Below are 22,941 nucleotides of genomic sequence, written 5' to 3'. Positions count from 1 at the left end.
AGACGTAATTCGATTTTCTATCAATAAATACAAAAAAACTCATACCAGTTAAAGAAACTGATATGAGTCTAAAGTGAAGAGAATGAAAAAATTATTGAATAATTTCTTTCTTCTGTGCCTTGTCTTTCAATAACTGCGGTGGATTAAAACGCTCACCATATTGAGCCGCCAATTGTTCTGAACGCTGGAGAGATTTCTCAATTCCATTCTGGTTTAGGAACTGGATTGCGCCTCCTGTCCACGGTGCGAAACCGATTCCGAAAATCGAGCCGACATTGGCATCAATCACCGATTCCAGAACATTCTCTTCATAGCAGCGTAAAGTATCGAGTGCCTGAACAAACAAGAAACGATCAATCATATCTTGTTCGGAAATATCATGGTCTTTAGTCCAGCGGCTGAGTCCATCCCATAAATGTTTTTTACCATTTTCAGGATATTCATAGAAGCCTGCACCCGCTGCCTTACCTTTACGATTCAGCTCGTGAATCATGGTGTGAACCACTTCATCTACAGGAGTTTTTGGTAATTCCTTACCCTCAGCCTGTAGGGCTTTACGGGTTTCACTCGCAACATGCTCAGTCAGAGTTAAAGATACTTCATCCTGAATTGCCAATGGACCGACTGGCATACCTGCCTTGAGTGCTGCCATTTCGATTTTCGCTGGATGCACGCCTTCAGCAAGTAGGCGCATACCTTCCTGAATGAATGTACCAAACACACGGCTGGTAAAGAAGCCACGACTATCGTTCACCACGATTGGTGTCTTGGCAATTTGCTGTACAAAGTCATAGGCTTTAGCCAAAGTTTCAGCCGAAGTCTCTTTGCCCTTGATAATTTCAACCAACTGCATCTTGTCGACTGGACTAAAGAAGTGTAGGCCAATAAAGTTTTTGGTATCTTTACTTGCTGTGGCTAGACCTGTGATTGGTAAGGTAGACGTATTCGATGCAAAGATTCCTCCTTCCGCTAAATATTGTTCAGCTTCTTGAGTCACCTTGGCTTTGAGTTCTTGATTTTCAAATACTGCTTCAATGATTAAGTCACAGCCTTGTAGATCAGCTGCATCAGCGGTAGCCGTAATAAGCGCTAACACTTGATCACGTTTTTCTGCGGTCATACGACCTTGTGAAACACGTTTATCAAGTAGCTTTTGCGAATAAGCTTTGCCTTTCTCTGCATTTTCTACAGACACATCTTTGAGTACGACAGGAATGCCCTTGATTGCAGTTGAGTAGGCAATCCCTGCACCCATCATACCTGCACCCAATACACCCACTTTGGTTGCCTGCCATTTTGCAACATCGGCGGGGCGGCTTGCACCTGACTTGATGGCATTGAGACCATGCCAGAATGTACCAATCATGTTCTTGGAAATCTGACCCACGGTAAGCTGGGTGAAGTAGCGTGATTCGATACGCAAAGCTGTATCAACATCCACCTGTGCACCCTCAACCGCTGCTGCCATGATGGCTTCAGGCGCTGGGTAGCAACCTTTGGTTTTATCACGCAGCATCGCTGGTGCAATCGCCAATACCTGAGCCACCGCAGGAGTTTTTGGATCACCCCCTGGAATCTTGTAGCCTTTGACATCAAACGGCTGTTGTGCTGCTTTTGTAGAGGGCGGATTGGCTTTGACCCATGCAATTGCTTTGTCCAACAACTCTTGTTCATTCTCAGCGGTGTCATGCACCAAACCAAGCGATTTTGCCTTGTCCACGCCAAACTGCTTGCCTTCCATCAAGAATGGAAATGCATTTTGTAAGCCGAGCAGACGCACCATACGCACGATACCACCGCCACCAGGAAGTAGACCTAAAGTTACTTCTGGTAAACCAAATTTAGTTTTTGGATCATTGATGGCAATACGATAATGACAACCTAAAGCGATTTCCCAGCCACCACCAAGCGCAGTGCCGTTTAAAGCTGCAACAACAGGCACACCTAAAGTTTCGATTGTGCGTAAGTCACCTTTGAGTTTTTCAATCATCCTGAAAAATTCAGTGGCATGTTCGGGTTTAACCTGAATCAGTTCATCCAGATCGCCGCCTGCAAAGAATGTTTTCTTGGCTGAGCGGAAAATAATACCTTTCAGGTCAGTTTCAGCTTTCAGCTTTTGACTGACTTCATCTAAAGCATCACGGAACTCTGCATTCATGGTATTTGCAGATTGACCAGATGAATCAAGTGTAAGAATTACAATATTGTCAGCGTTTTTTTCGTATTTAATAGCGCTCATACATCATCGTCCTAAATTTATTTCTTAAAAACGCTGGCGAAGCAGAGCTTGCGAGGCGGAAATATTTGAAAAAAGCGCAGTTTACGAGCTGTAAATGAGCATTTTTGAAAGTGTTTCCAACGTGGCAAGATCAATGCAGCCAGTTTTTATACCAACTCAATGATGGTGGCAATCCCCATTCCACCACCGACACATAATGTTGCTAGACCACGTTTTTTACCTTGACGCTCTAATTCATCTAGCAAAGTTCCTAAAATCATGGCACCAGTTGCACCCAATGGATGTCCCATCGCAATCGCACCACCATTGACATTGACTTTTTCGGCAGGAACATTTAGTTCGTTGATAAAGCGCATTACCACGGCAGCAAAGGCTTCATTCACTTCAAACAGGTCGATGTCATCAATGCTTAAGCCTGCCTTTTGCAGTGCTTTGCGAGCAGCAGGAGCAGGGCCTGTCAGCATGATGGTTGGATCTGTACCGACTAATGCAGTTGCAAGCACCTTGGCACGAGGTTTCAAGCCTTGTTCTTTGACTGCTTTTTCAGAAGCAAGTAATACTACCGCAGCACCATCGACGATGCCTGACGAGTTGCCCGCATGATGAACATGGTTAATTTTTTGCGCTTCAGGATACTTCTGTAATGCAACTGCATCGAAGCCCATTTGTCCCATCATTTCAAAGCTGGTGTTCAGTTTTGCCAAGCCCTCAACGGTAGTATTGCCTTTGATAAATTCATCTTTTTCTAAAATCATTACACCTGCATGATCTTTCACAGGCACAACTGATTTATCGAAAAAACCATTTGCTTGAGCAGCAGCAGCCTTTTGCTGTGAATTCACTGCAAAGGCATCCACATCTGCACGGCTATAACCATCTAAAGTGGCAATCAGGTCAGCACCAACACCTTGTGGGACAAAGGAGGACTTCAAGTTGGTTTCTGGATCAAGCGCCCATGGACCACCATCAGAACCCATTGGAATGCGTGACATGGATTCCACACCGCCAGCAACCACAACATCTTCCCAACCTGAACGAACTTTTTGTGCTGCCAAGTTCACGGCTTCTAAACCAGAAGCACAGAAACGGTTGATTTGTACGCCTGCGACATCATCATTCCAACCTGCAGCAATCGCAGCAGTTTTGGCAATATCCCCACCTTGATCACCAATTGGTGTCACACAACCGAGAACGATATCATCGACTTTAGATGTGTCGAGTTGATGGCGTTGTTGTAATTCATTCAATAATGTTGTGAGTAAAGTAATTGGTTTTACTTCATGTAATGAGCCGTCTTTTTTTCCTTTTCCGCGTGGTGTGCGAATGGCATCAATAATATAGGCCTCGCTCATAGCTGTTCCTTGTATTGCCTTAAATTAAAATCATTGTGCTTCGAGTGTACTCAATTTAAGTGGCAGTGCAATGATGATAAACGTTGGCAAGCTTGATGTTTTTCGCCAATTGGTCACTTGCCAGAAAAACGGCTTCATCAGTAAACTGGCCCGCCATAACTGAAGCAAGCATTTCAGATGAAATTCATTAATATTATTGGCACTACAGGCTGTGGTAAGTCTACACTTGCCCGAAAACTGGCACAAAAACGACAATTACACTATATCGAACTGGATGATTTACTCTGGCTGGATGATTGGCAGGAATCATCAAATGAAGCCTTATTCTCCAAACTAAAAACAGCGATGGAGGATGCCACAGCGGGTTGGGTATTGGATGGTCTTTTATACCCGTAGCATTCCGATGATTATGCAACAGGGGGATACCGTGATTTGGCTGGATTATCCATTTCACATCAATCTATAACGTCTGACTAAACGCACTTGGGGACGTGTCATCAGCCGAAAAAATTTGTGGGAAAATTCAAATAATCGGGAAAGTTTAAAATTGATGTTGTCTAAGGAATCAATTTTTGTCTGGTTAATCAAATGCTATCCTAAAAAACCGTAAGAAATATTTCGACCTCATGCAAAACCCAGCCTATCAGCATATTCAATTTATTCGCCTGACTTCGCCTAGACAAACTGAAGCTTTCCTAAAGCAAGTTAAGGCAGAGCAATGATAATTTGTTGACACATTAAAATAGATAGTCTGAGCTTTCAGACTATCTATAGACATTGATTTATAAATGCTGTCCGTGTAACTGACGATACAACCCTGGGGTAACACCCGTCCACTTTTTAAAGGCACGGTGAAAAGTACTCGTTTCGCTAAAGCCGACCTGTTGGGCGACATCCTCAAGGGTAAGGTTTGGCGTTAACAATAAATGAATCGCAGCATCACGACGTAAGGCATCTTTGACACCTTGATAGCTCTTGCCTTCCGCAGCCAAACGACGACGCAAAGTTTGCGGAGAAAGATACAGCATGGAGGCCACATTATTCAGTGTCGGCATTTCTTCACCGATCTGACTCTTTAACACATCACGAATGCGCGAGGTGAGCGAGTTGGTGTTCTTGAATTTTACCAGCAGCTGCGCTGGTGCAGCTTTTAAAAATTCCTCTAAGGTCTTTTCATCTTGACGGATCGGAAGATCAAGATAGTCCGCAGCAAATGTGATTTCCGTACGTGGTGCATCGAATTGCATCACAGGCGCAAAAAATAGCGCATCATATTCATCGGCGTGGTTAGGGCGTTCATAACCAAAATGGACGCGCTCCAAAGGTAAGCGACGTTCAATTAGCCATGAAGCCAGACCATGCCAGATCATCAGCATGCTTTCAGTAATGAAGTGATCGGGATCCAGAGCTTTGGGAATATGCGGCACTAAACGTGCTTCATGCTTGTCACGTTCCAGACTCACCGACCATTCATCTCCAAACAATTTATAGAATTGGGAGGAAAGTTCGAGTGCCTGTCCAAGTGTTTTCGAATGTATGATCAATTGGCACATAATAGCAAACGTACCCAGACGACGTGGCTGGACATCAAAGCCCACATGCTCGTCCTGCGTCACCATCCACAACATTTTAACGAAACGGGTGTATTGCTCTGGGGAGATTCGGGCCTTGGGTTGGCGCAGCAATTCTGCTTCAATACCGACATGTGAAAGTAATGTTTCCACGTCCATGCCGAGGCGTTTGACACCTGTTAAAGCCGCATTCACGAAGTGGATGCTGATCGTATCACGGCTCATATTGAATCCTTCAGTTTCTTTACTATTCACGATAATTGACCTAAATAACCGTCTAAAATAAAAAGGGCTTGTTAGTTGATCAGATATAGTTGCGACAGTAGACATTTTTTAGATGATACAAGGCATGGCTTGTGAGATTTAGTGCCTCTAAATGAACAAGACATAACGCAGGAGCATCAAAAAATGTCTTTGTCCCGTAGGGTTGTGACCAAAATTTCCTCATACTTCGTTATGAAACTCGGAAATGAATTGTCATTCCTTTCGTTTCATGCCTCGTCTGATAAAATTTTTGTCAACAACGCAATATATATCTGGTCAATTAACAAGCCCTATGGCAATTGACAAGAAAAATAATTGCTCATTCAGTACATGTTAAATTGCCGAAACGATCAAGGTAAATGGCTGAACATGACATTGTTTTTGTGTTTATCCAAACCTAATATAAAAGAAAATTTAAACAAACTGAGTAGAAATTATTATGCCAACCGCTTTAAAGGGATTGAAAGTTCTGGATTTTTCAACGTTATTGCCTGGACCATTTGCCAGCATGTACCTTGCCGACATGGGTGCAGAAGTGATCCATGTAGAATCTCCGAGTCGTCCAGATTTGGTTCGAATCATGCCACCTTATGCCAATGGACAGGCTACAGCGCATAGTTATTTAAACCGTAACAAGCAGTCGATTGCACTCGATTTAAAAGATGCAGCCAATATTGAAATGATCAGGAACAAGATTTCCGAGTTTGACATCCTGCTGGAACAGTTCCGTCCAGATGTGATGCGCCGTTTGGGCTTGGACTATGACACCCTGGCAGAGATCAATCCACGTTTAATCTACTGTTCAATTACAGGCTACGGTCAAACAGGTACTTATAAAGACCGTGCAGGGCATGACATTAACTATCTGGCACTGGCAGGTGTTTCTGGTCATAGTGGTCGTCAGGATGGTGGCCCACCGCCATTGGGCATCCAGATTGCCGATGTTGCGGGTGGTTCACTGCATGCGGTGATTGGTATTCTGGCAGCTGTGGTCGAACGTCAGCGCAGTGGCATGGGGCAATACATAGATATTTCTATGACGGACTGTGTGGCTAGTTTAAATAGTATGGCCGCCTCAGCAAGTTTGGCTGGTCAGACACCGCAAGGTCCTGAGCAAGGGATGCTGAATGGTGCTATTTTCTATGACTATTATGAAACCAAAGATGGTCGTTATTTCTCTGTAGGAAGTTTAGAACCACAGTTTATGACTGGGTTAGCTGCTGCATTAGATTTACCTATATTGATGGCAAAAGGTAGTTCTTTTGACCCTGAAGACCGTCAAGCGATTAAACAAGCCTTAAAGGAAAAGTTTAGCTCCAAAGATTTTGCTGAGTGGCAATCAATTTTTTCGCAATTAGATATTTGTGTTGAGCCAGTGTTGAGCTTGGATGAAGCTTTGACTTCACCGATTGCAAAACAACGTGGTTGGGTGGTCGATGTGCCTTTATCTGAAAATACAGATCAAACTGAGCCCCAATTAGCATGCCCAATCAAATTTTCACGTTCTCAAATGCGTTATCAATTTATCGGACAGGGATTAGGTCAAGGAAAATGGTAGAAAAAATGTGCATACAATCACAACTTGGTGAAATATTGCACATTTAATCAAGTGATTAACATTTTGAATAAATTAATCAATTAAAAATGGGCGTAACCTTTTATATACAAAAGCATAAAAGAGAGGTGGTCCTACGTGTTTGAACAACTAAAAGCTTATTTATAAGTGATATTCTGCTCTAGTTAAGCTACCTTATTTTGTTGTGGTAGCTGGTCTCTTGTAGCTTATGCATTGCCAGATAAGAACTAATTTCATTTAGAAAATGATTGTAAAAGCTCAGATTCGTCTGAGTTTTTTCTTTTTGGGGCAATTAGATAGGCTTATCAATAAAATCGTTATTAAATATGCAAAAAAAGCATTTTGTTGATGAATAAAAGCTCGCTATGCTAGTTGCCTTTATAATGAATGACTAGCCATACGCCATGTATTTATATACGGATTTCGATCAACAACTGATTAACCAACGTGTTGCTCAGTTCCGCGATCAAACAGAACGCTATTTAGCAGGAAAATTGACCGAAGACGAATATCGTCCATTACGTTTGCAAAATGGTCTGTACGTGCAACGTTATGCACCTATGCTCCGTATCGCTGTGCCGTATGGCTTGATGAATACTAAACAACTCAGAAAAATTGCTGAAATCGCGACTGAATATGATCGTGGTTATGCCCACGTTTCAACTCGTCAAAATATTCAGTTGAACTGGCCTGCTTTAGAAAATGTACCTGATATTCTGGCAGAGCTAGCAACAGTACAAATGCATGCAGTACAAACCTCAGGTAACTGTATTCGTAATACCACCACTGATCAGTTTGCAGGCGTGGTTGCAGGTGAAATTGCAGATCCACGTCCAACGTGTGAATTAATTCGTCAGTGGAGTACTTTTCATCCTGAATTTGCGTTCTTGCCACGTAAGTTCAAGATCGCCGTGTCTGCTCTGGAAGAAAAAGACCGTGCCGCAACTGCTTTCCACGATATTGGTGTTTATATCGTTCGCAATGAAGCGGGCGAAATGGGCTATAAAATCATGGTTGGTGGTGGCTTGGGCCGTACCCCAATCATTGGTAGCGTAATCCGTGAGTTCTTACCACGTGAAGACTTGATTGCCTATCTTGAAGCGACCTTGCGTGTCTATAACCTGCATGGCCGTCGAGACAACAAATACAAGGCACGTATTAAGATTCTCGTGAAAGCACTCACACCAGCAGTGTTCGCAGAAAAAGTTGAGGCTGAATTTGAGCACACCCGTGAAGCATTGAAGATTCAGCCTGAGATCTTGAAAAAATTAGATGAAGAATTCACTCCATTTGATTATCAAGATTTAGAAGATCAGGATTTTTCAGCACTGTTTGCTGAACATCCAAAATTTAAGCAATGGTTTAACGTCAACACCAATGCACATAAAGTCAAAGGCTATCGTATCGTCACGATTTCACTAAAACGTGCAGGCGTTGCCCCTGGTGATGTGACTTCTGAAGAAATGAACTTAATCGCAGACTTAGCGGATAAGTACACTTTTGGTGAGTTCCGTACTACACATGAACAAAATATTTCACTCGTGGATGTACCACAAAAAGACCTGTTTGAATTGTGGCAAACGCTTGAACATCACAACATGGCACGCGCGCATATCGGCTTTATTACCGATATTATTTGCTGCCCAGGTGGTGATTTCTGTTCATTGGCCAATGCGAAATCCATTCCAATTTCAGAAGCGATAAGCCGTCGTTTTGAAGATTTAGATACCATTTATAATTTGGGTGAACTTGATCTGAATATCTCAGGCTGTATGAATGCCTGTGGTCATCACCATGTTGGTAACATCGGTATTTTGGGAGTCGATAAGAAAGGTGCTGAGTTCTATCAAATCACTTTAGGTGGTCATGCTGATCACGATGCGTCGTTGGGGGACATTCTGGGGCCATCGTTTGCTGCGGATGCCGTTCCTGATGTGATTGAAGAAATCCTCAATACCTATCTTGACTTGCGTACAGAGGGTGAGCGTTTCATCGACACTTACCGCCGTGTTGGCATCCAGCCATTTAAGGAGCGTGCTTATGCTTAATACATCGCTACAAGTGCTTTCTAAAGATGGCACAATTGCAGACAATAGCTATCAAGTGATTGCTGAAGATGGTCTGATTCCGCAAGGTGATGTAGTGCTGACCACTGCACAACTTGATCAGTTGACACAGGTACAAGGTAAAAAGGCTTTATATATCACGGTCAATGATTCACCTGAAACCCATCAATTTCCATTAAATGAACTAGATGCAATTTTTATCGAGTTTGCTGGTTTTGGTGATGGTCGGGGCTACTCCTTTGCTGCGTTATTACGCCGTCAGGGCTATCAGGGTGAATTACGTGCAGTAGGTGATGTGTTTAAGGATGTTTTAAATTATTTGAAACGTTCTGGCTTTGATACCTTTGTTGTCAAAGAGGGCAAGGACATTCACGAAGCGGCTGCTGGACTTCAGGATTTTACTCACCCTTATCAGGCTTCAACCGCAGTGCCACAGGCCAGTTATCAAACAGGTGCGTAAGTATCCTCAAAGCAAAAGCTGAACTACGGTTCAGCTTTTTTATTATATGCAAATATTGATGCTTAGAACTTCATCAAAAAATTATTTCGATGAAGTCTTTATTCTGTTATTTATATGCTCTCAAGCTGACAATTGACCATCCATTTTATCCCGAACTGATCGGTAAATGCACCGTAGAGTGCACCCCAGAAAGTTTTCTCCAGTTGCATTTCAATATGACCATGTACTGAAAGCTGGTTAAATAAACGTCGTGCTTCCATTTCATCATATTCAAGATTAATCGAAATATAATGGTTATTTCCTGGCGTAAACACACTATTTGCTGCGCAAAACTGATCGTTGACATCCGATCCCATCAGAACCGTAGATTCATTGATCGGTAAGGAAACGTGCAGGATTAAACTTTTATCGACTTCAGACAGGGTGATTCCCTCAGTTGGTGGCATATCTCCATAGCGACTAATCATGGAAAATTCACCGCCAAACACAGACTGGTAAAAAATGAATGCCTGTTCGGCTTGTCCTTGGAAATTGAGATAATGATTGAGTTGCATGGGAAATTCCTTGTTGTTTTTTTATACACAACATAACTTATCGGGATTTTTAGATAAGGTGCATTATTTTTTTGTAATTATGAAAATAAAAAATCCTGCATCAAGCAGGATTTTTTTATAGAAAAGAATGATAGATATTTAGATCAATTCAATCGCAACAGCAGTTGCCTCACCACCGCCGATACACAGGGCTGCAACACCTTTCTTGCCACCCGTACGTTTAAGTGCATGAATCAGGGTCAAAATGATACGCGAACCAGTAGAACCAACTGGGTGTCCAAGAGCACAGGCACCACCATTGATATTGACCTTTTCAATATCCAGCTTGAAATCATCAACTGGACACATGGTCACCATGGCAAATGCTTCGTTGATTTCCCAAAGGTCGACGTCCTGTGCATCCCAGCCCGCTTTCTTTAACACTTTCTGAATTGCACCTACAGGCGCAATGGTAAATTCAGATGGGTGTTGGGAATTTGACGCAGTCGCAACGATTTTCGCCAAAGGTTGTAAGCCACGTTGAGCAGCCACATCACTGTTGGTAAGTACAAGTGCAGACGCGCCGTCAGAAATTGAGCTGGCATTCGCCGCAGTAATGGTACCATCTTTGGCAAAAGCTGGTTTTAAGCTTGGGATTTTATCCAGCTTGGCATTTAAAGGTTGCTCATCCTGATCAACAACCACATCACCTTTACGGCTTGAGACTGTTACAGCAACGATTTCATCCTTGAAATAACCTTCAGTAATCGCTTTTTGGGCACGTTGTAAAGAACGAATGGCAAAGTCATCCATTTGCTCACGAGTATAACCACGTGTATTTGCCATATCTTGGGCAAATGAACCCATTAAACGCCCTGTTTCTGCATCTTCTAGGCCATCAAGGAACATATGGTCCTTAATTTCCCCATGACCCATACGGTAGCCTGCACGCGCTTTTGGCAATACATAAGGTGCATTGGTCATGGATTCCATACCGCCTGCGACCACAATTTCAGCACTGCCTGCCTTGATCATGTCAGCTGCCTGCATAACCGCTTTCATGCCAGAGCCACACAGCTTGTTAATTGTCACTGCGCCTGTTGAGTCAGGTAAACCAGCCTTACGCATTGCCTGACGGGCAGGGCCTTGCTTTAAGCCTGCTGGTAATACACAACCCATGATGACTTCTTCTACATCGGTTGGCTGTAGACCAGCACGGGCAATTGCTTCTTTAATTGTGATTGCACCCAGTTCTGGTGCAGTTGCACTCGATAATGCACCTTGGAAGCCGCCCATTGCCGTACGGGCGCCATTGACAATTACGATGTCAGTCATTGTGTGTCTCCAGACTTATAATTTGCAGAGAATGTTCAAAACCTATGCAGTATAGTAAAAAAAAACAGTGAATAAAGTGTTTTATGTCGCCTTGCCTAGACTGAAGAGTTTTTAGCAGGTGGGTGTTTTCTCAAATCGTGGATGCCCCATACGACCAATGACCAGTTTTGAGTGATCATCCAGTGAATTGGAACAATAGATAAAGCTACCATTGGAAGCGAAAGGCAAGCCATTTTCCTGTTGAAATACAATATATCGTGGGGAAGAGCCAAAGGCTCTATAGCTGAGTGAACCATATTTATGATTGAGTGCGCTGGCAAATAATAAGGTTTCATCATTGTCACGTTGTCTATTTTTATTGCTATCTATAAAACTAATAAAACCAGTGTTCCAGTCATTATGACAACTCTCTAAATCCTGACTTGGGCAAATGATGACATTTTTATGGTGAATTTGTGCATCAGTCTTTGCTTTTTGTATATTCATTGTGAGTATTCTAATGGTCTGGTTTGACTCCCAGGAAGCCAATAAGTGGTGAAATGCTGGAATTGCGAAAGCGACTATTATGGACAAAATAGTCGTGGTCACCACCATTTCGGTTAAGGTAAAACCTAATGTTGTTTTCATGTGAAACCCAAGTAATTTTTGTTTAAATATATAAATAACAAAGTGTTAAAATGTGTTTTTAAAATTAAATAATACATTAACCCATATTTAGGCCATTATTTAAATAGAAATGCTACATAGCAAATAAATAAAAACTTGCGAACGATAATTGATTATTACTTTACATGGGAATTGAAAATTTACTGAACTACAACGGAAATTGTAAGAAATTTTGTCAATAATTTACTAGGTTAAAGTTATCAAGCACTTGGAAAATTACTCAAGTGTTTGTATGATTCAAAGTTAAGTGAATAGCTTAAAAAGAACACTGTAAGTGCTTGATGCTTATGAGTGGTCAAAAATTATAGGCTAAGCTTAACAACAAACAAATGTTATCTCTGGAGGATATCCATGAAATTGAGTCGTATTGCACTTGCTATGCTTGTTGCTGCTCCTTTAGCTGCTGCTAATGCGGGTATAACAATTACTCCATTATTACTGGGTTATACAAAGTATGATACAGAACATAATAATAATGGTGATAAAGGTAGTCTAACAACGGGTGCGGAACTTGATGATGATTTATTCGTTGGCTCTGCGTTAGGTATTGAATTAACGCCTTGGTTAGGTGCTGAAGTTGAATATAGTCAAATCAAAGGTGATGTAAGTAATGGTGGTGAGTATAAAGGTCGTAACCTCGCGGGTAACCTTTATGTTACTTCTGATCTAATCACAAAGAATTACGATAGTAAAATTAAACCATATGTGCTTGCTGGTGCAGGTCACTATAAATATGACGTAGATGCGGTACGTGATGGTGAAGAAGGTACGCTAGCAAATGCTGGTGGTGGTGTTTTCTGGCGTATTAATGATGCTCTATCACTTCGTACTGAAGCTCGTGGTACATACCATTTTGATGAGAAATTCTGGAACTACACCGCGCTTGCTGGTTTAAACGTTGTTCTTGGTGGCCATTTGAAGCCTGCTGCACCAGTAGTTGAAGTTGTTCCAGTACCAGTACCAGTACCAGTACCAGTACAGCCGCAGCCACAAGAGATGACTGAAGACCTTAACATGGAACTTCGTGTATTCTTTGATACCAACAAATCAGACATCAAGCCGCAGTACAAGTCTGAAATTGCGAAAGTAGCAGAGAAATTGGGTGAATTCCCGAACGCAACTGCTCGCATTGAAGGTCACACAGACAACACGGGTCCACGTAAGTTGAACGAACGTTTATCTTTAGCTCGTGCCAACTCTGTTAAGTCTGCACTTGTGAATGAATACAATGTTAACGCAACTCGCTTGACAACTCAGGGCTTCGCTTGGGATCAACCGATTGCAGACAACAAGACTAAAGAAGGTCGTGCTATGAACCGTCGCGTATTCGCTGCGATCACTGGTAGCCGTACTGTTGTTGTACAACCAGGTCAACAAGCTCAGTAATTGAGTCTTGATGATATGAAAGGGCGGCTCAATTGAGCCGCTTTTTTTATATCTATGTCTCGTCCTAATTAAGGTTGACACTTTCCATTCCTAAAATTGGAGAGTGTTATGACTAGAGTGCTTAGAAGAACACAACGAGATTATAGTCTCATCTTTAAATTATCAGTTGTTGACCAAGTCGAAAAAGGTGTAATGATTTATAGGGAGGCACAGGATAAATATGACATACAGGGCTGTTCAACAGTATTAGTTTGGCTTCGCAAGCATGATAACCTAGACTGGAGTCAGTGAGCACTCTCTTTTCATCCAGGTAAAACCTCCATGCCCAATACACCGCTCACGCTAGAACAAAGAATTAAAGAACTTGAGCACCAATTTGCCAACAGTCAACAAAAAGCTGAATTCTTTGAAAGTGTTGTAGATGTACTCGAAAGAGATTATGGAGTCAGCATTATAGAAAAGCCACGAGGCAAGTCATCAGGGAAAAGCAAGAAACGGGGATAAGTATTATGCAATGCTGCCGTTATCTTGGAATGACCCGTCAAGTCTATTACAAGCAATGCAAGTAGGAATCTCTACGCATTAAAAAGGATCAGGCCATTTGCATTAAAATATAAAACGCCCAATGAGGTTTATCAGGCATTTTATAGTTGAAATAAGTGTCAACCTATTTTAGGACGGGACACGTCTTAATAATTCCCGAATTCTCCTGTTGCACGTTGTTTCGCCCATTCTCTTAAAATAAATTTCTGTAATTTCCCTGTCGATGTTTTCGGAATCTCAGTAATTACCACATCTTTAGGAACTTTAAAGCGCGCCAGCTCCTTTTCGCAATGTGCAATAATCTCTTCTGCGGATGCAGATGCACCCTGTTTTAATTCAATAAAGGCACATGGCACCTCCTGCCAGCGTTGATCTGGTTTTGCCACAACCGCTGCGGTAAGTACGGCTGGATGGCGATAGAGCACATCTTCCACTTCCAGGGAGGAAATGTTCTCACCACCTGAGATAATAATATCCTTGGAGCGGTCAGTAATCTTGGCATAACCGTCAGGATGACAAACCGCCAAATCTCCTGTATGGAACCAGCCACCCTTAAATGCCTCCTCAGTTGCCTGTGGATTCTTTAAGTAGCCTTTCATGACGATGTTGCCACGGAACATAATTTCTCCCATGGTTTGCCCATCATTCGGTACCGGTTGCATTGTTTCAGGATCAAGTACTCGCATACTGTCTTGGAGTGGATAAGGAACACCTTGACGTGAATGAAGCTGCGCTTGCTCCTGAATAGATAAATCACTCCAGCCAGCCTGTGATGCACATAGTGCTGATGGGCCGTAGGTTTCGGTTAAGCCATAGACATGATTAACATTAATTCCAATATGGCGCATACCCTCAATAATCGCAACAGGCGGAGCCGCACCAGCCACCATCACCTCGACATCATGCTCAAAAGCGACTTTTTGCTGTTGAGGGGCGTTGATCAGCATGGACAATACAATCGGCGCACCACAGAAATAATCGACCTTATACTTAGCGATATATTTAAAGATCAATACAGGATCAACCCTGCGTAAACAGATATTGGTGCCACCACTTGCGGCAATTGACCAGGCAAAACACCAGCCATTACAGTGGAACAATGGCAATGTCCACAGATAAACAGCACGCGGCTTCATCCCACAGGCCAGAATATTGCTGGCTGCATTTAGGTAGGCTCCACGATGATGGTAGACCACGCCTTTCGGATTACCTGTTGTACCAGAGGTATAATTGAGGCTAATCGCATCCCATTCGTCCTGTGGGAGTAACCATTCAAAATCTGGATTACCCTGTGCCAGCCACGACTCATATTCATACTGGCCAATTGCAACCTGTTCACCCTCAAACTCATGGTCAAAAACATCAATCACAATAATATCTTGATTGATCAGTGTTAATGCTTCTTCTGCAAGGGTTTTAAATTCAGGGTCGACAAGCAGTACTCTTGATTCCGCATGTGTGAGCATGAAAGAAATAGTTTTTGCATCCAAGCGAGTATTCAGCGTATTGAGTACAGCACCTGCCATTGGTACTGCAAAATGAGCTTCGATCATTGCAGGGACATTTGGTAACAGTACCGAAACGGTATCGTTTTTTTGGATACCTAGATTTCTGAGTTGATGCGCAAACTGGCGACAGCGTTGATAGGTTTTCTGCCATGTAATTTGACGTTCACCATGAATAATGGCTGCCTGATTTGGGTAAATGTAGGCGGCACGCTCCAGGTAACGCAATGGTGATAAGGCAACAAAATTTGCTGGTGTTCGTGGTAACTCATCATATGCACTGACCATGTGTACTGCTCCATTGCTGTTCTTGTCAGGTTTATTTATATCCACACCAACATAGTGTTTCGCCCAGTCTAATTCATTTAGGCTTTAGTATGAGACGATTCCTTGATTGTTCCTGTATTTTTCTAATTCAAAGGTTTCATCCGCATCTAAACCTGTGTAAAATCTTGAGTACTTTTTTATCCGCCGTTTTTTATCTTTTGAGGTCCGCCTCAATACATAATCTCGCGGTGATATGCTCCATTGTGCGGGGCATCACTCCTTAAGGATTTTATTATGCCAATCATTACTTTACCAAATGGTGATCAGAAACAGTTTGATCATCCGATTTCCGTGATGGAACTTGCTCAAAGCATTGGTCCTGGTCTTGCAAAAAATACAGTTGCTGGCCGTATCAATGATCGTTTGGTGGATGCTTGTGATTTAATCACAGAAGATGCGACAGTTCAGATTATTACCCCGAAAGATGAAGAAGGTCTAGAGATCATTCGTCACTCATGTGCGCACTTGGTAGGACATGCGGTTAAGCAATTGTTCCCTGAGGCGAAAATGGTTATCGGCCCAGTCATTGAAGAAGGTTTCTACTATGACATCTGGATGCCACGTCCTTTTACTTTAGATGATATGGCGGCGATCGAAGAGCGTATGAAAAAGCTCATCGATCAAGACTATGATGTCATCAAAAAAATGACATCACGTGATGAAGTGATTGCAGAATTTACAGCACGCGGTGAAGAATACAAATTACGCTTGATTGCAGACATGCCGAATGAAACACAAATGGGCTTGTACTACCATCAAGATTATTTGGATATGTGCCGTGGTCCGCACGTACCCAACACTAAATTTTTAAAATCATTCAAGCTCACAAAAATCTCTGGTGCTTACTGGCGTGGTGATGCGAAGAATGAACAGCTACAACGTATCTATGGTACGGCTTGGGCTGATAAAAAACAGTTAGCAGCTTATATCAAACGCATTGAAGAAGCTGAAAAACGTGACCATCGTAAAATTGGTAAAGCTTTGGACTTATTCCACATGCAAGAAGAAGCACCTGGTATGGTGTTCTGGCATCCAAATGGTTGGACGATTTACCAAGTGCTTGAACAATACATGCGTAAAGTTCAGCAAGACAATGGTTACCAAGAAATTAAAACACCACAAATTGTTGATTTCACTTTGTGGGAAAAATCAGGCCATGCGGCAAACTATGCGGACAACATGTTTACGACTCATTCAGAAAGTCGTAACTATGCCGTAAAACCAATGAACTGCCCATGTCACGTACAAGTGTTCAATCAAGGCTTAAAATCTTATCGTGATTTACCAATCCGTTTAGCGGAGTTTGGTTCTTGTCATCGTAACGAACCATCTGGTTCATTACACGGCATTATGCGTGTTCGTGGCTTTACTCAAGATGATGCACATATTTTCTGTACCAAAGAGCAAATTGGTAAAGAGGTTGCAGACTTTATTAAACTGACTTTAGATGTTTATAAAGACTTCGGCTTTGAAGAAGTGCAAATGAAACTTTCAACACGTCCTGAAAAGCGTGTCGGTGATGATGCACTTTGGGATATAGCTGAAAAATCTTTAGCAGATGCTTTAGATGCTGCTGGTTTGGAGTGGGAACTTCAACCGGGTGAAGGCGCATTCTATGGTCCGAAAATTGAATTCTCACTGAAAGATTGCTTAGGCCGTATCTGGCAGTGCGGTACGATTCAATGTGACTTCAACTTACCAATCCGTTTAGATGCGTCTTATGTCACTGAAGACAATGATCGTGATCAACCAGTCATGCTTCATCGTGCAATTCTTGGTAGTTTTGAGCGTTTTATTGGTATACTAATTGAACACTATGCGGGCTTTATGCCACCATGGTTAACACCAATTCAAGCGTGTGTTATGAATATTACTGATTCACAAGCAGAAGTGTGTGAACAAGTGGTTGAAAAACTCAAAGAAAATGGTCTTCGTGCTATTTCTGACTTGAGAAATGAAAAGATCGGATTTAAGATTCGTGAGCGTACCCTAGAGCGTATTCCTTACCTTCTGGTTCTTGGTGATCGAGAAGTTGAAGAAGGTACTGTTAATGTGCGTACTCGCTCAGGAAAAAATTTAGGTACTATGTCAGTAGATGCATTTATTGACCTAGTGAAATCTGCCGTTGCCGAACGCGGCCGGTACATTGTGGAGTAATAAAGATTAAACAGCCTGACCGTAACCAGCAACAAGGTGCTAAAAGTAACCGTCCTGCAATTAATGAAGAGATCCGTGCGAAAGAAGTACGCCTCGTTGCTGCAGATGGAGAACAAAAAGGTGTTGTTTCATTAACTGAAGCATTACGTGCTGCTGAAGAAGCTAATCTTGACCTTGTTGAGATTGTTGCTAATGCAGAACCGCCTGTTTGTAAAATCATGGACTACAACAAGCACTTATTTGACTTAAAGCAAAAGCAAAAAGATGCGAAGAAAAAACAGCATCAAGTGCAAGTGAAAGAAATTAAGTTACGTCCTGCAACGGATGTAGGTGATTACCAAATTAAATTGCGTGCAATTTTACGTTTCCTTGAAGAAGGAAATAAGGTAAAAATCACTTTACGATTCCGTGGTCGTGAGATGGCACATCAACAGCTTGGTTTGGCTCAATTACAAAAAATTGAAGCAGACGTTGCTGACTTTGGCGTAGTTGAACAAGCGCCGAAGATGGAAGGTCGTCAAATGGGCATGTTAATTGGCCCGAAAAAGAAAAAGTAATCATCCAATCATCAAAAAAGCCCTGCTCGAATAGCAGGGCTTTTTTGAGTTAAAGTATAATTACTCAGTACTTACAGTTTTTTCTGTAGAGTCAGGCTGATCAAGTAAAAGTTTTTTCTTACCAATTGGGATTTCGCGTGGAAGTTTCTCTTCTGGTATGATTCGTTCCAACTCAATGACCAATAAACCATTCTCATAATCAGCTTGTTGAACTTCAATATGTTCATCTAAGCGTAAAGACAATTTAAAGGCACGACGCGCGATTCCTTTATGCAGATATTCAGTTGTTTCTTTCTGAACAACCTCAGGTTTACCTGAAATGGTAAGAAGCTGATTTTCTAGACTTAGTCCTAATTCCTCTAGGCTAAAACCTGCGGTAGCCACCACAATGCGATAACGGTTTTCACCAGCTTTCTCTATGTTATATGGAGGATAATTGGGTGCATCACTTTGCATGGCGTAGTCAATAAAATCATTTAAACGATCAAATCCAATGCTACGACGAAATAAAGGATGAAGATTTAGATTACTCATGATTAGAACCTCCTGAGGTCAGCAAAGTTTTAAAAATAAGAAGATAAAAACTTAAACCTGCCATGTATAAACATCGACAGAATGTTAAAAATCGTCATTTCTAACACAATAATTAATATATGTTTGAGTTTAAAAAATTCAAGTTAAAGATCTATTTTTTTAAATAAATTTTATATATAATTGATAATTATAAAAAATTATTTTTAATTTGCAAAACTTGTTGTTTCTTTTTAAATCTATTAAGGTGTGTGAAGAGCCACCATCTACGGTGTATGGAGAATAATTTTAAAATGATTGATCTTTATTATTGGGGAACACCCAATGGACATAAAATAACCATTGCACTTGAGGAAATGGGCTTGGATTATCAAATTTTTCCAATTAATATTTTGGAAAATGATCAATTTCAACCTGATTTTTTACGTATTTCGCCAAATAATAAAATTCCTGCGATTGTTGATCAAAATGGACCACGAGGTGAACCGATTTCTGTATTTGAATCAGGTGCAATCCTACAATATTTAGGTCGGAAGACTGGATTATTCTATCCTACGGATGAACAAGAGCGAGTTGAAGTAGAGCAATGGTTAATGTGGCAAATGGGTGGGTTTGGTCCAATGCTGGGGCAAAATCATCATTTTAATAAATTTGCACCTGAACGTATTCCTTATGCCATTGATCGTTATATCAATGAGACTAAGCGTCTTTACACTGTTTTAAATAAGCAATTGATTGGTCAAAAGTTCGTGGCGGGTGAGTATTCAATTGCTGATATGGCAATTTTGCCTTGGGCATTGCGCCATGAATGGCAAGGCATTCAGCTTGAAGATTATCCATATGTTCAGGACTATATTGAACGTTTAACCGCCCGTCCTGCGATACAAAAAGCTTTGTCGATCCAAGTCTAATTTTTCTATAGTGTCTAAGTTCGCCTCATGAGTTATTGGTTGTTGTTCATATCTGCTTTTGGGGCTGCGACATTATTACCTTTACAGTCGGAAGCAGTATTAATAACCTTATTGATACAAGGGTTTTCCAACCCTCTTTATCTGATCTTAATAGCAACCATTGGAAATGTCTTGGGTTCATGTGTGAACTGGTGGTTAGGACTGAAAATTGAGCATTTCAAGGATAAAAAATGGTTTCCTGTTTCGGAAAAACGTTTAGGGCAGGCGCAACAGATGTATCATCAATATGGTTTTTATTCTTTATTATTGAGTTGGACCCCCATCATTGGTGATCCCATCACACTCATTGCAGGTTTAATGAAAGAAAATTTTTGGCGATTCCTGTTCATTGTGACGATTGCCAAAGGTGGGCGTTATTTAACATTGTATGTGTTATATCTTGGAGTTTTTTGAAAAAAGGGAAAGTTTGACTTTCCCTAAAAACTTTAATGATCAATACCTTTAGTAATATCGACTTTAAATAAATCGCTGGTTTTAAACCAACAGTAACTTACAACTGCAAGCGTCATACAGCCACCAAAAATGGTTGCAGTGATTGTTCCGAGGTATTTGGCTGCCAGACCTGATTCAAAAGCCCCGAGTTCATTACTCGATGAAACGAACATTCCATTTACCGCAGCCACTCGACCGCGCATATTTTCAGGCGGGAAAATTTGTAGCACAGTTTGACGAACAACAACCGAAATACTATCACAGGCACCCGTCATTGCGAGAGCAAACAGGGATAGCCACATATTGTTTGAAAAGGCGAACAGAATGGTAAAAATACCAAAGCCAGCGACAGCCAATAACATATTCCGCCAAGCATGGTGCATTGGCGGGAACTTGGTCAGGACAATCATAGTAATCAGGGCACCGATAGAGGGGGCTGCTCTTAAATAGCCTAAGCCCTCAGGGCCTACTTTTAGAATTTCTTCAGCAAAGATCGGCAGTAGGGCAATCACACCACCAAATAATACTGATACCAGATCAAGTGAAATTGCCCACAAAACAATTTTGGTTTTCCAAATAAAGCGAAAACCATCGGTCAGGCTTTGTAAGACATTCTCAGTTTCCATTTTTGGGAATGTTCGTTTCTGTAAGCAATTAATCAAAATAAAGCAAATCGCCAATAATGCTGATACTGCAAAAAGGCTCGTTTCACGTCCCAGAAATGCCAACATAAAGCCACCCAACATTGGCCCGATAATGACACCACTTTGCCAGCCAATCGTGGTCCATGTCGCACCATTGGCATAAAGCTCACGGGGAATCAGGAAAGGTTTTAATGAAGTGGCAGAGGGATTATAGAAACCGCGAATGGTTCCCAGAGCAAAAATGACTGCATAAATGCCCCAAGACAATGTTGTAATGCCAATTTTCTGTAAACCATGTAAATGGAAAAATCCCCAAAGAGCCAAAGGGAGGGGAATCGCCAAGAATAAACACACTTTCATGATGGTCTGTTTATTCAATTTATCAGCGAAATAACCGCCCCATAAAGACAGGGTAATGAATGGGATTGCTTCAGCCAGACCAATAAAACCTAAGGTTAGGGGATCACGAGTGATTTGATAGAGTGAATAAGCAACAATAATTTCCTGAATTAAAATTGCCAGTGTTAAGCAAAATTGATTCAAGGTCACAATAGAGAAATCTCGATACCGTAACGCGGCGAATGCATCATTCTGAATATTCATAAGAATAAAGATTTAATAATTTGATTCTATTATAGGCGCTGATTTTGTGGATTTTTCTCATAATTTGAGAATTAGTTATGGAAAATAACGTTTGGAAAAAATGGATAAGGTATTATCAAAAAATAAGCATTTTGCTTTTGTTTTATGCGCAGATGCTATATGATATTGCACTCCTTACCTGCAGGTCGATTTGCAATAGTGCAAACGAGCCGAACAGGTGCCCAAAAGAGGTTACTATGGCTAAGTTAAAAACTCGCCGTGGTGCAGCTAAACGCTTTAAAGCGACTGCAAACGGTTTCAAGCGCAAACAAGCATTCAAGCGCCACATTTTGACCAAAAAATCTGCTAAGCGTATCCGTCAATTGCGCGGTTGTGTAATGGTTCACGTAAGTGACGTTGCATCAGTTCGTGCTATGTGCCCATACATCTAAGGAGATTATAAATGGCTCGTGTAAAACGTGGTGTACAGGCTCATCGCCGTCACAAAAAAATTCTTGCTCGCGCTAAAGGTTACTATGGTGCTCGTTCACGCGTTTATCGCGTAGCGTTCCAGGCGGTAATCAAAGCTGGCCAATACGCTTACCGTGACCGCCGTCAAAAGAAACGTCAATTCCGTGCTTTATGGATTGCGCGTATCAATGCTGGTGCTCGTCTTAACGGTTTGTCTTACAGCCGTATGATCGATGGTTTGAAAAAAGCTCAAGTGATCATCGACCGTCGCGTATTAGCTGACATCGCTATGCATGATGCGGTTGCATTTGCTGCTTTGGCTGAAAAAGCCAAAGGTGCATTAGCTGCATAAGCTTAGAGATTCAAAGAAGGCCGCTTTTTAGCGGTCTTTTTTATTTTTAGATGATTAAATTTAAAGAATAAACAGAGATTAAATATAAATAGAGCTTACACAACCCTAACACGTTTGATTGGACATTTACCCTTGAATCTTTTTACAGTAAAAGAAAACAGGATAGGGGTAAAGATATGCTAGTGAGTGTAGAGGGATTGCAGCAAGGTGCATTTGAAACAGAACTGACTATTTTGCCGAGAAAGGGTGAAACCATCCGAATTTTTTATGGGCCAGATGCTGAAGTTGAGGGTGAAATTGAAAATGTACATCACATTGTCAATCAGCATGATGGCGGGCATAAGGTGATTATAAAAATTAAACCAACTTTCTGATCAATAAAAGAAAAACCAGATTGCGTGTAGGCAGGTTGTTTTATTGC

The 22,941-nt window shown here is 41.6% G+C and carries 21 protein-coding genes and 1 pseudogene; 13 read left to right on the top strand and 9 right to left on the bottom strand.

Translation table 11 applies throughout. The annotated features are described in order from the left end of the window. Nucleotides 1-91: 91 nt before the first annotated feature. Together F973_RS11980 and F973_RS11975 are read right to left on the bottom strand one after the other, a co-directional pair. Nucleotides 92-2,239, bottom strand: coding sequence for a 3-hydroxyacyl-CoA dehydrogenase NAD-binding domain-containing protein (locus F973_RS11980; RefSeq protein ID WP_004762000.1), 2,148 nt, complete (start codon nucleotides 2,237-2,239; stop codon nucleotides 92-94). 146 nt (nucleotides 2,240-2,385) lie between these two features. Then, nucleotides 2,386-3,591 carry an acetyl-CoA C-acetyltransferase gene (locus tag F973_RS11975; RefSeq protein ID WP_004761999.1) on the bottom strand — a complete coding sequence of 402 codons (1,206 nt, stop codon included), beginning with the start codon at nucleotides 3,589-3,591 and terminating at the stop codon, nucleotides 2,386-2,388. Between the two features lie 177 nt (nucleotides 3,592-3,768). Between F973_RS11975 and F973_RS15510 the strand changes: the two are divergent. Further along, nucleotides 3,769-4,313, top strand: a pseudogene (locus F973_RS15510) (AAA family ATPase). Between the two features lie 60 nt (nucleotides 4,314-4,373). On the opposite strand, the gene F973_RS11965 reads toward F973_RS15510, so the two are convergent. After that, entirely contained in the window at nucleotides 4,374-5,387 is a 1,014-nt protein-coding gene (locus F973_RS11965) for an AraC family transcriptional regulator (protein ID WP_004675650.1), read from the bottom strand. A gap of 478 nt (nucleotides 5,388-5,865) precedes the next feature. Between F973_RS11965 and F973_RS11960 the strand changes: the two genes are divergently transcribed. From F973_RS11960 to F973_RS11950, 3 genes are all read left to right on the top strand, one after another. Beyond that, nucleotides 5,866-6,984, top strand: coding sequence for a CaiB/BaiF CoA transferase family protein (locus tag F973_RS11960; protein ID WP_004761997.1), 1,119 nt, complete (start codon nucleotides 5,866-5,868; stop codon nucleotides 6,982-6,984). Nucleotides 6,985-7,406: 422 nt separating this feature from the next. Then, entirely contained in the window at nucleotides 7,407-9,050 is a 1,644-nt protein-coding gene (locus tag F973_RS11955; protein ID WP_004761996.1) for a nitrite/sulfite reductase, read from the top strand. After that, nucleotides 9,043-9,528 carry a DUF934 domain-containing protein gene (locus tag F973_RS11950; protein WP_004675657.1) on the top strand — a complete coding sequence of 162 codons (486 nt, stop codon included), beginning with the start codon at nucleotides 9,043-9,045 and terminating at the stop codon, nucleotides 9,526-9,528. Before F973_RS11955 ends, F973_RS11950 begins: the two co-directional genes overlap by 8 nt. A 110-nt stretch (nucleotides 9,529-9,638) precedes the next feature. Here the strand turns inward: F973_RS11950 and F973_RS11945 are convergent, their stop codons facing one another. From F973_RS11945 to F973_RS11935, 3 genes are all read right to left on the bottom strand, one after another. Further along, nucleotides 9,639-10,082 (bottom strand): VOC family protein, encoded by a 444-nt coding sequence (locus F973_RS11945; protein ID WP_004761995.1) that lies wholly within the window; start codon nucleotides 10,080-10,082, stop codon nucleotides 9,639-9,641. 138 nt (nucleotides 10,083-10,220) lie between these two features. Then, nucleotides 10,221-11,396, bottom strand: a complete 1,176-nt coding sequence (locus tag F973_RS11940) for a thiolase family protein (protein ID WP_004761994.1) — start codon at nucleotides 11,394-11,396, stop codon at nucleotides 10,221-10,223. Between the two features lie 111 nt (nucleotides 11,397-11,507). Beyond that, on the bottom strand, nucleotides 11,508-12,023 hold the full coding sequence (locus F973_RS11935; protein ID WP_004761993.1) for a GspH/FimT family pseudopilin: 516 nt from the start codon (nucleotides 12,021-12,023) through the stop codon (nucleotides 11,508-11,510). A gap of 390 nt (nucleotides 12,024-12,413) precedes the next feature. On the opposite strand from F973_RS11935, the gene omp38 reads away from it, so the two are divergent. Both omp38 and F973_RS11920 read left to right on the top strand, forming a co-directional pair. After that, nucleotides 12,414-13,448, top strand: coding sequence for an outer membrane protein Omp38 (gene omp38, locus F973_RS11930; RefSeq protein ID WP_004761992.1), 1,035 nt, complete (start codon nucleotides 12,414-12,416; stop codon nucleotides 13,446-13,448). 321 nt (nucleotides 13,449-13,769) lie between these two features. Next, complete coding sequence (locus tag F973_RS11920; protein WP_004761989.1) at nucleotides 13,770-13,952, top strand: hypothetical protein; 183 nt, start codon at nucleotides 13,770-13,772, stop codon at nucleotides 13,950-13,952. A 185-nt stretch (nucleotides 13,953-14,137) separates the two neighbouring features. Here F973_RS11920 and F973_RS11915 read toward each other — a convergent pair whose 3' ends face one another. Next, nucleotides 14,138-15,784 (bottom strand): acyl-CoA synthetase, encoded by a 1,647-nt coding sequence (locus F973_RS11915; RefSeq protein ID WP_004761987.1) that lies wholly within the window; start codon nucleotides 15,782-15,784, stop codon nucleotides 14,138-14,140. A 273-nt stretch (nucleotides 15,785-16,057) separates the two neighbouring features. On the opposite strand from F973_RS11915, the gene thrS reads away from it, so the two are divergent. Then, entirely contained in the window at nucleotides 16,058-17,980 is a 1,923-nt protein-coding gene (gene thrS / locus F973_RS11910) for a threonine--tRNA ligase (protein ID WP_004761986.1), read from the top strand. Between the two features lie 5 nt (nucleotides 17,981-17,985). Beyond that, a complete protein-coding gene (gene infC / locus F973_RS14815; protein WP_081398901.1) occupies nucleotides 17,986-18,537 on the top strand; it encodes a translation initiation factor IF-3 in 552 nt (183 codons plus the stop codon). Between the two features lie 60 nt (nucleotides 18,538-18,597). Here infC and F973_RS11900 read toward each other — a convergent pair whose 3' ends face one another. Then, entirely contained in the window at nucleotides 18,598-19,071 is a 474-nt protein-coding gene (locus F973_RS11900; protein WP_004761984.1) for an Hsp20 family protein, read from the bottom strand. 290 nt (nucleotides 19,072-19,361) lie between these two features. Here F973_RS11900 and F973_RS11895 point away from each other — a divergent pair, with 290 nt between their 5' ends. Together F973_RS11895 and F973_RS11890 are read left to right on the top strand one after the other, a co-directional pair. Next, nucleotides 19,362-19,979 carry a glutathione S-transferase N-terminal domain-containing protein gene (locus tag F973_RS11895; RefSeq protein WP_004761981.1) on the top strand — a complete coding sequence of 206 codons (618 nt, stop codon included), beginning with the start codon at nucleotides 19,362-19,364 and terminating at the stop codon, nucleotides 19,977-19,979. Between the two features lie 27 nt (nucleotides 19,980-20,006). Further along, nucleotides 20,007-20,432 carry a YqaA family protein gene (locus F973_RS11890; RefSeq protein ID WP_004761980.1) on the top strand — a complete coding sequence of 142 codons (426 nt, stop codon included), beginning with the start codon at nucleotides 20,007-20,009 and terminating at the stop codon, nucleotides 20,430-20,432. Between the two features lie 32 nt (nucleotides 20,433-20,464). On the opposite strand, the gene F973_RS11885 is transcribed toward F973_RS11890, so the two are convergent. Beyond that, nucleotides 20,465-21,718, bottom strand: coding sequence for an MFS transporter (locus tag F973_RS11885; RefSeq protein ID WP_004761979.1), 1,254 nt, complete (start codon nucleotides 21,716-21,718; stop codon nucleotides 20,465-20,467). 236 nt (nucleotides 21,719-21,954) lie between these two features. Here F973_RS11885 and rpmI point away from each other — a divergent pair, with 236 nt between their 5' ends. The 3 genes from rpmI (at nucleotide 21,955) to F973_RS11870 (ending at nucleotide 22,894) form a co-directional block, all read left to right on the top strand. Continuing rightward, nucleotides 21,955-22,149 carry a 50S ribosomal protein L35 gene (gene rpmI, locus F973_RS11880; protein WP_004637967.1) on the top strand — a complete coding sequence of 65 codons (195 nt, stop codon included), beginning with the start codon at nucleotides 21,955-21,957 and terminating at the stop codon, nucleotides 22,147-22,149. A gap of 11 nt (nucleotides 22,150-22,160) precedes the next feature. Then, nucleotides 22,161-22,520 (top strand): 50S ribosomal protein L20, encoded by a 360-nt coding sequence (gene rplT, locus F973_RS11875; RefSeq protein WP_004675688.1) that lies wholly within the window; start codon nucleotides 22,161-22,163, stop codon nucleotides 22,518-22,520. A 176-nt stretch (nucleotides 22,521-22,696) separates the two neighbouring features. After that, complete coding sequence (locus tag F973_RS11870) at nucleotides 22,697-22,894, top strand: hypothetical protein (RefSeq protein ID WP_004761977.1); 198 nt, start codon at nucleotides 22,697-22,699, stop codon at nucleotides 22,892-22,894. Nucleotides 22,895-22,941 lie beyond the last annotated feature (47 nt).

The sequence above is a fragment of the Acinetobacter sp. CIP 102129 genome (assembly GCF_000368305.1).
Classification (GTDB): Bacteria; Pseudomonadota; Gammaproteobacteria; order Pseudomonadales; family Moraxellaceae; genus Acinetobacter; species Acinetobacter parvus.
Note: the sequence above shows the minus strand (reverse complement) of the source record. Positions and strands in the feature narration are given on the sequence as shown.

Coding starts and splice junctions, on each gene's coding strand:
- F973_RS11955 (WP_004761996.1), top strand. CDS start 7,407: ATGTATTTATATACGGATTTCGATCAACAACTGATTAACCAACGTGTT.
- F973_RS11935 (WP_004761993.1), bottom strand. CDS start 12,023: ATGAAAACAACATTAGGTTTTACCTTAACCGAAATGGTGGTGACCACG.
- F973_RS11915 (WP_004761987.1), bottom strand. CDS start 15,784: ATGGTCAGTGCATATGATGAGTTACCACGAACACCAGCAAATTTTGTT.
- F973_RS11980 (WP_004762000.1), bottom strand. CDS start 2,239: ATGAGCGCTATTAAATACGAAAAAAACGCTGACAATATTGTAATTCTT.
- omp38 (WP_004761992.1), top strand. CDS start 12,414: ATGAAATTGAGTCGTATTGCACTTGCTATGCTTGTTGCTGCTCCTTTA.
- F973_RS11895 (WP_004761981.1), top strand. CDS start 19,362: ATGATTGATCTTTATTATTGGGGAACACCCAATGGACATAAAATAACC.
- F973_RS11940 (WP_004761994.1), bottom strand. CDS start 11,396: ATGACTGACATCGTAATTGTCAATGGCGCCCGTACGGCAATGGGCGGC.
- F973_RS11975 (WP_004761999.1), bottom strand. CDS start 3,591: ATGAGCGAGGCCTATATTATTGATGCCATTCGCACACCACGCGGAAAA.
- F973_RS11885 (WP_004761979.1), bottom strand. CDS start 21,718: ATGAATATTCAGAATGATGCATTCGCCGCGTTACGGTATCGAGATTTC.
- F973_RS11965 (WP_004675650.1), bottom strand. CDS start 5,387: ATGAGCCGTGATACGATCAGCATCCACTTCGTGAATGCGGCTTTAACA.
- rpmI (WP_004637967.1), top strand. CDS start 21,955: ATGGCTAAGTTAAAAACTCGCCGTGGTGCAGCTAAACGCTTTAAAGCG.
- F973_RS11945 (WP_004761995.1), bottom strand. CDS start 10,082: ATGCAACTCAATCATTATCTCAATTTCCAAGGACAAGCCGAACAGGCA.
- F973_RS11890 (WP_004761980.1), top strand. CDS start 20,007: ATGAGTTATTGGTTGTTGTTCATATCTGCTTTTGGGGCTGCGACATTA.
- F973_RS11950 (WP_004675657.1), top strand. CDS start 9,043: ATGCTTAATACATCGCTACAAGTGCTTTCTAAAGATGGCACAATTGCA.
- F973_RS11870 (WP_004761977.1), top strand. CDS start 22,697: ATGCTAGTGAGTGTAGAGGGATTGCAGCAAGGTGCATTTGAAACAGAA.
- F973_RS11900 (WP_004761984.1), bottom strand. CDS start 19,071: ATGAGTAATCTAAATCTTCATCCTTTATTTCGTCGTAGCATTGGATTT.
- rplT (WP_004675688.1), top strand. CDS start 22,161: ATGGCTCGTGTAAAACGTGGTGTACAGGCTCATCGCCGTCACAAAAAA.
- F973_RS11960 (WP_004761997.1), top strand. CDS start 5,866: ATGCCAACCGCTTTAAAGGGATTGAAAGTTCTGGATTTTTCAACGTTA.
- F973_RS11920 (WP_004761989.1), top strand. CDS start 13,770: ATGCCCAATACACCGCTCACGCTAGAACAAAGAATTAAAGAACTTGAG.
- thrS (WP_004761986.1), top strand. CDS start 16,058: ATGCCAATCATTACTTTACCAAATGGTGATCAGAAACAGTTTGATCAT.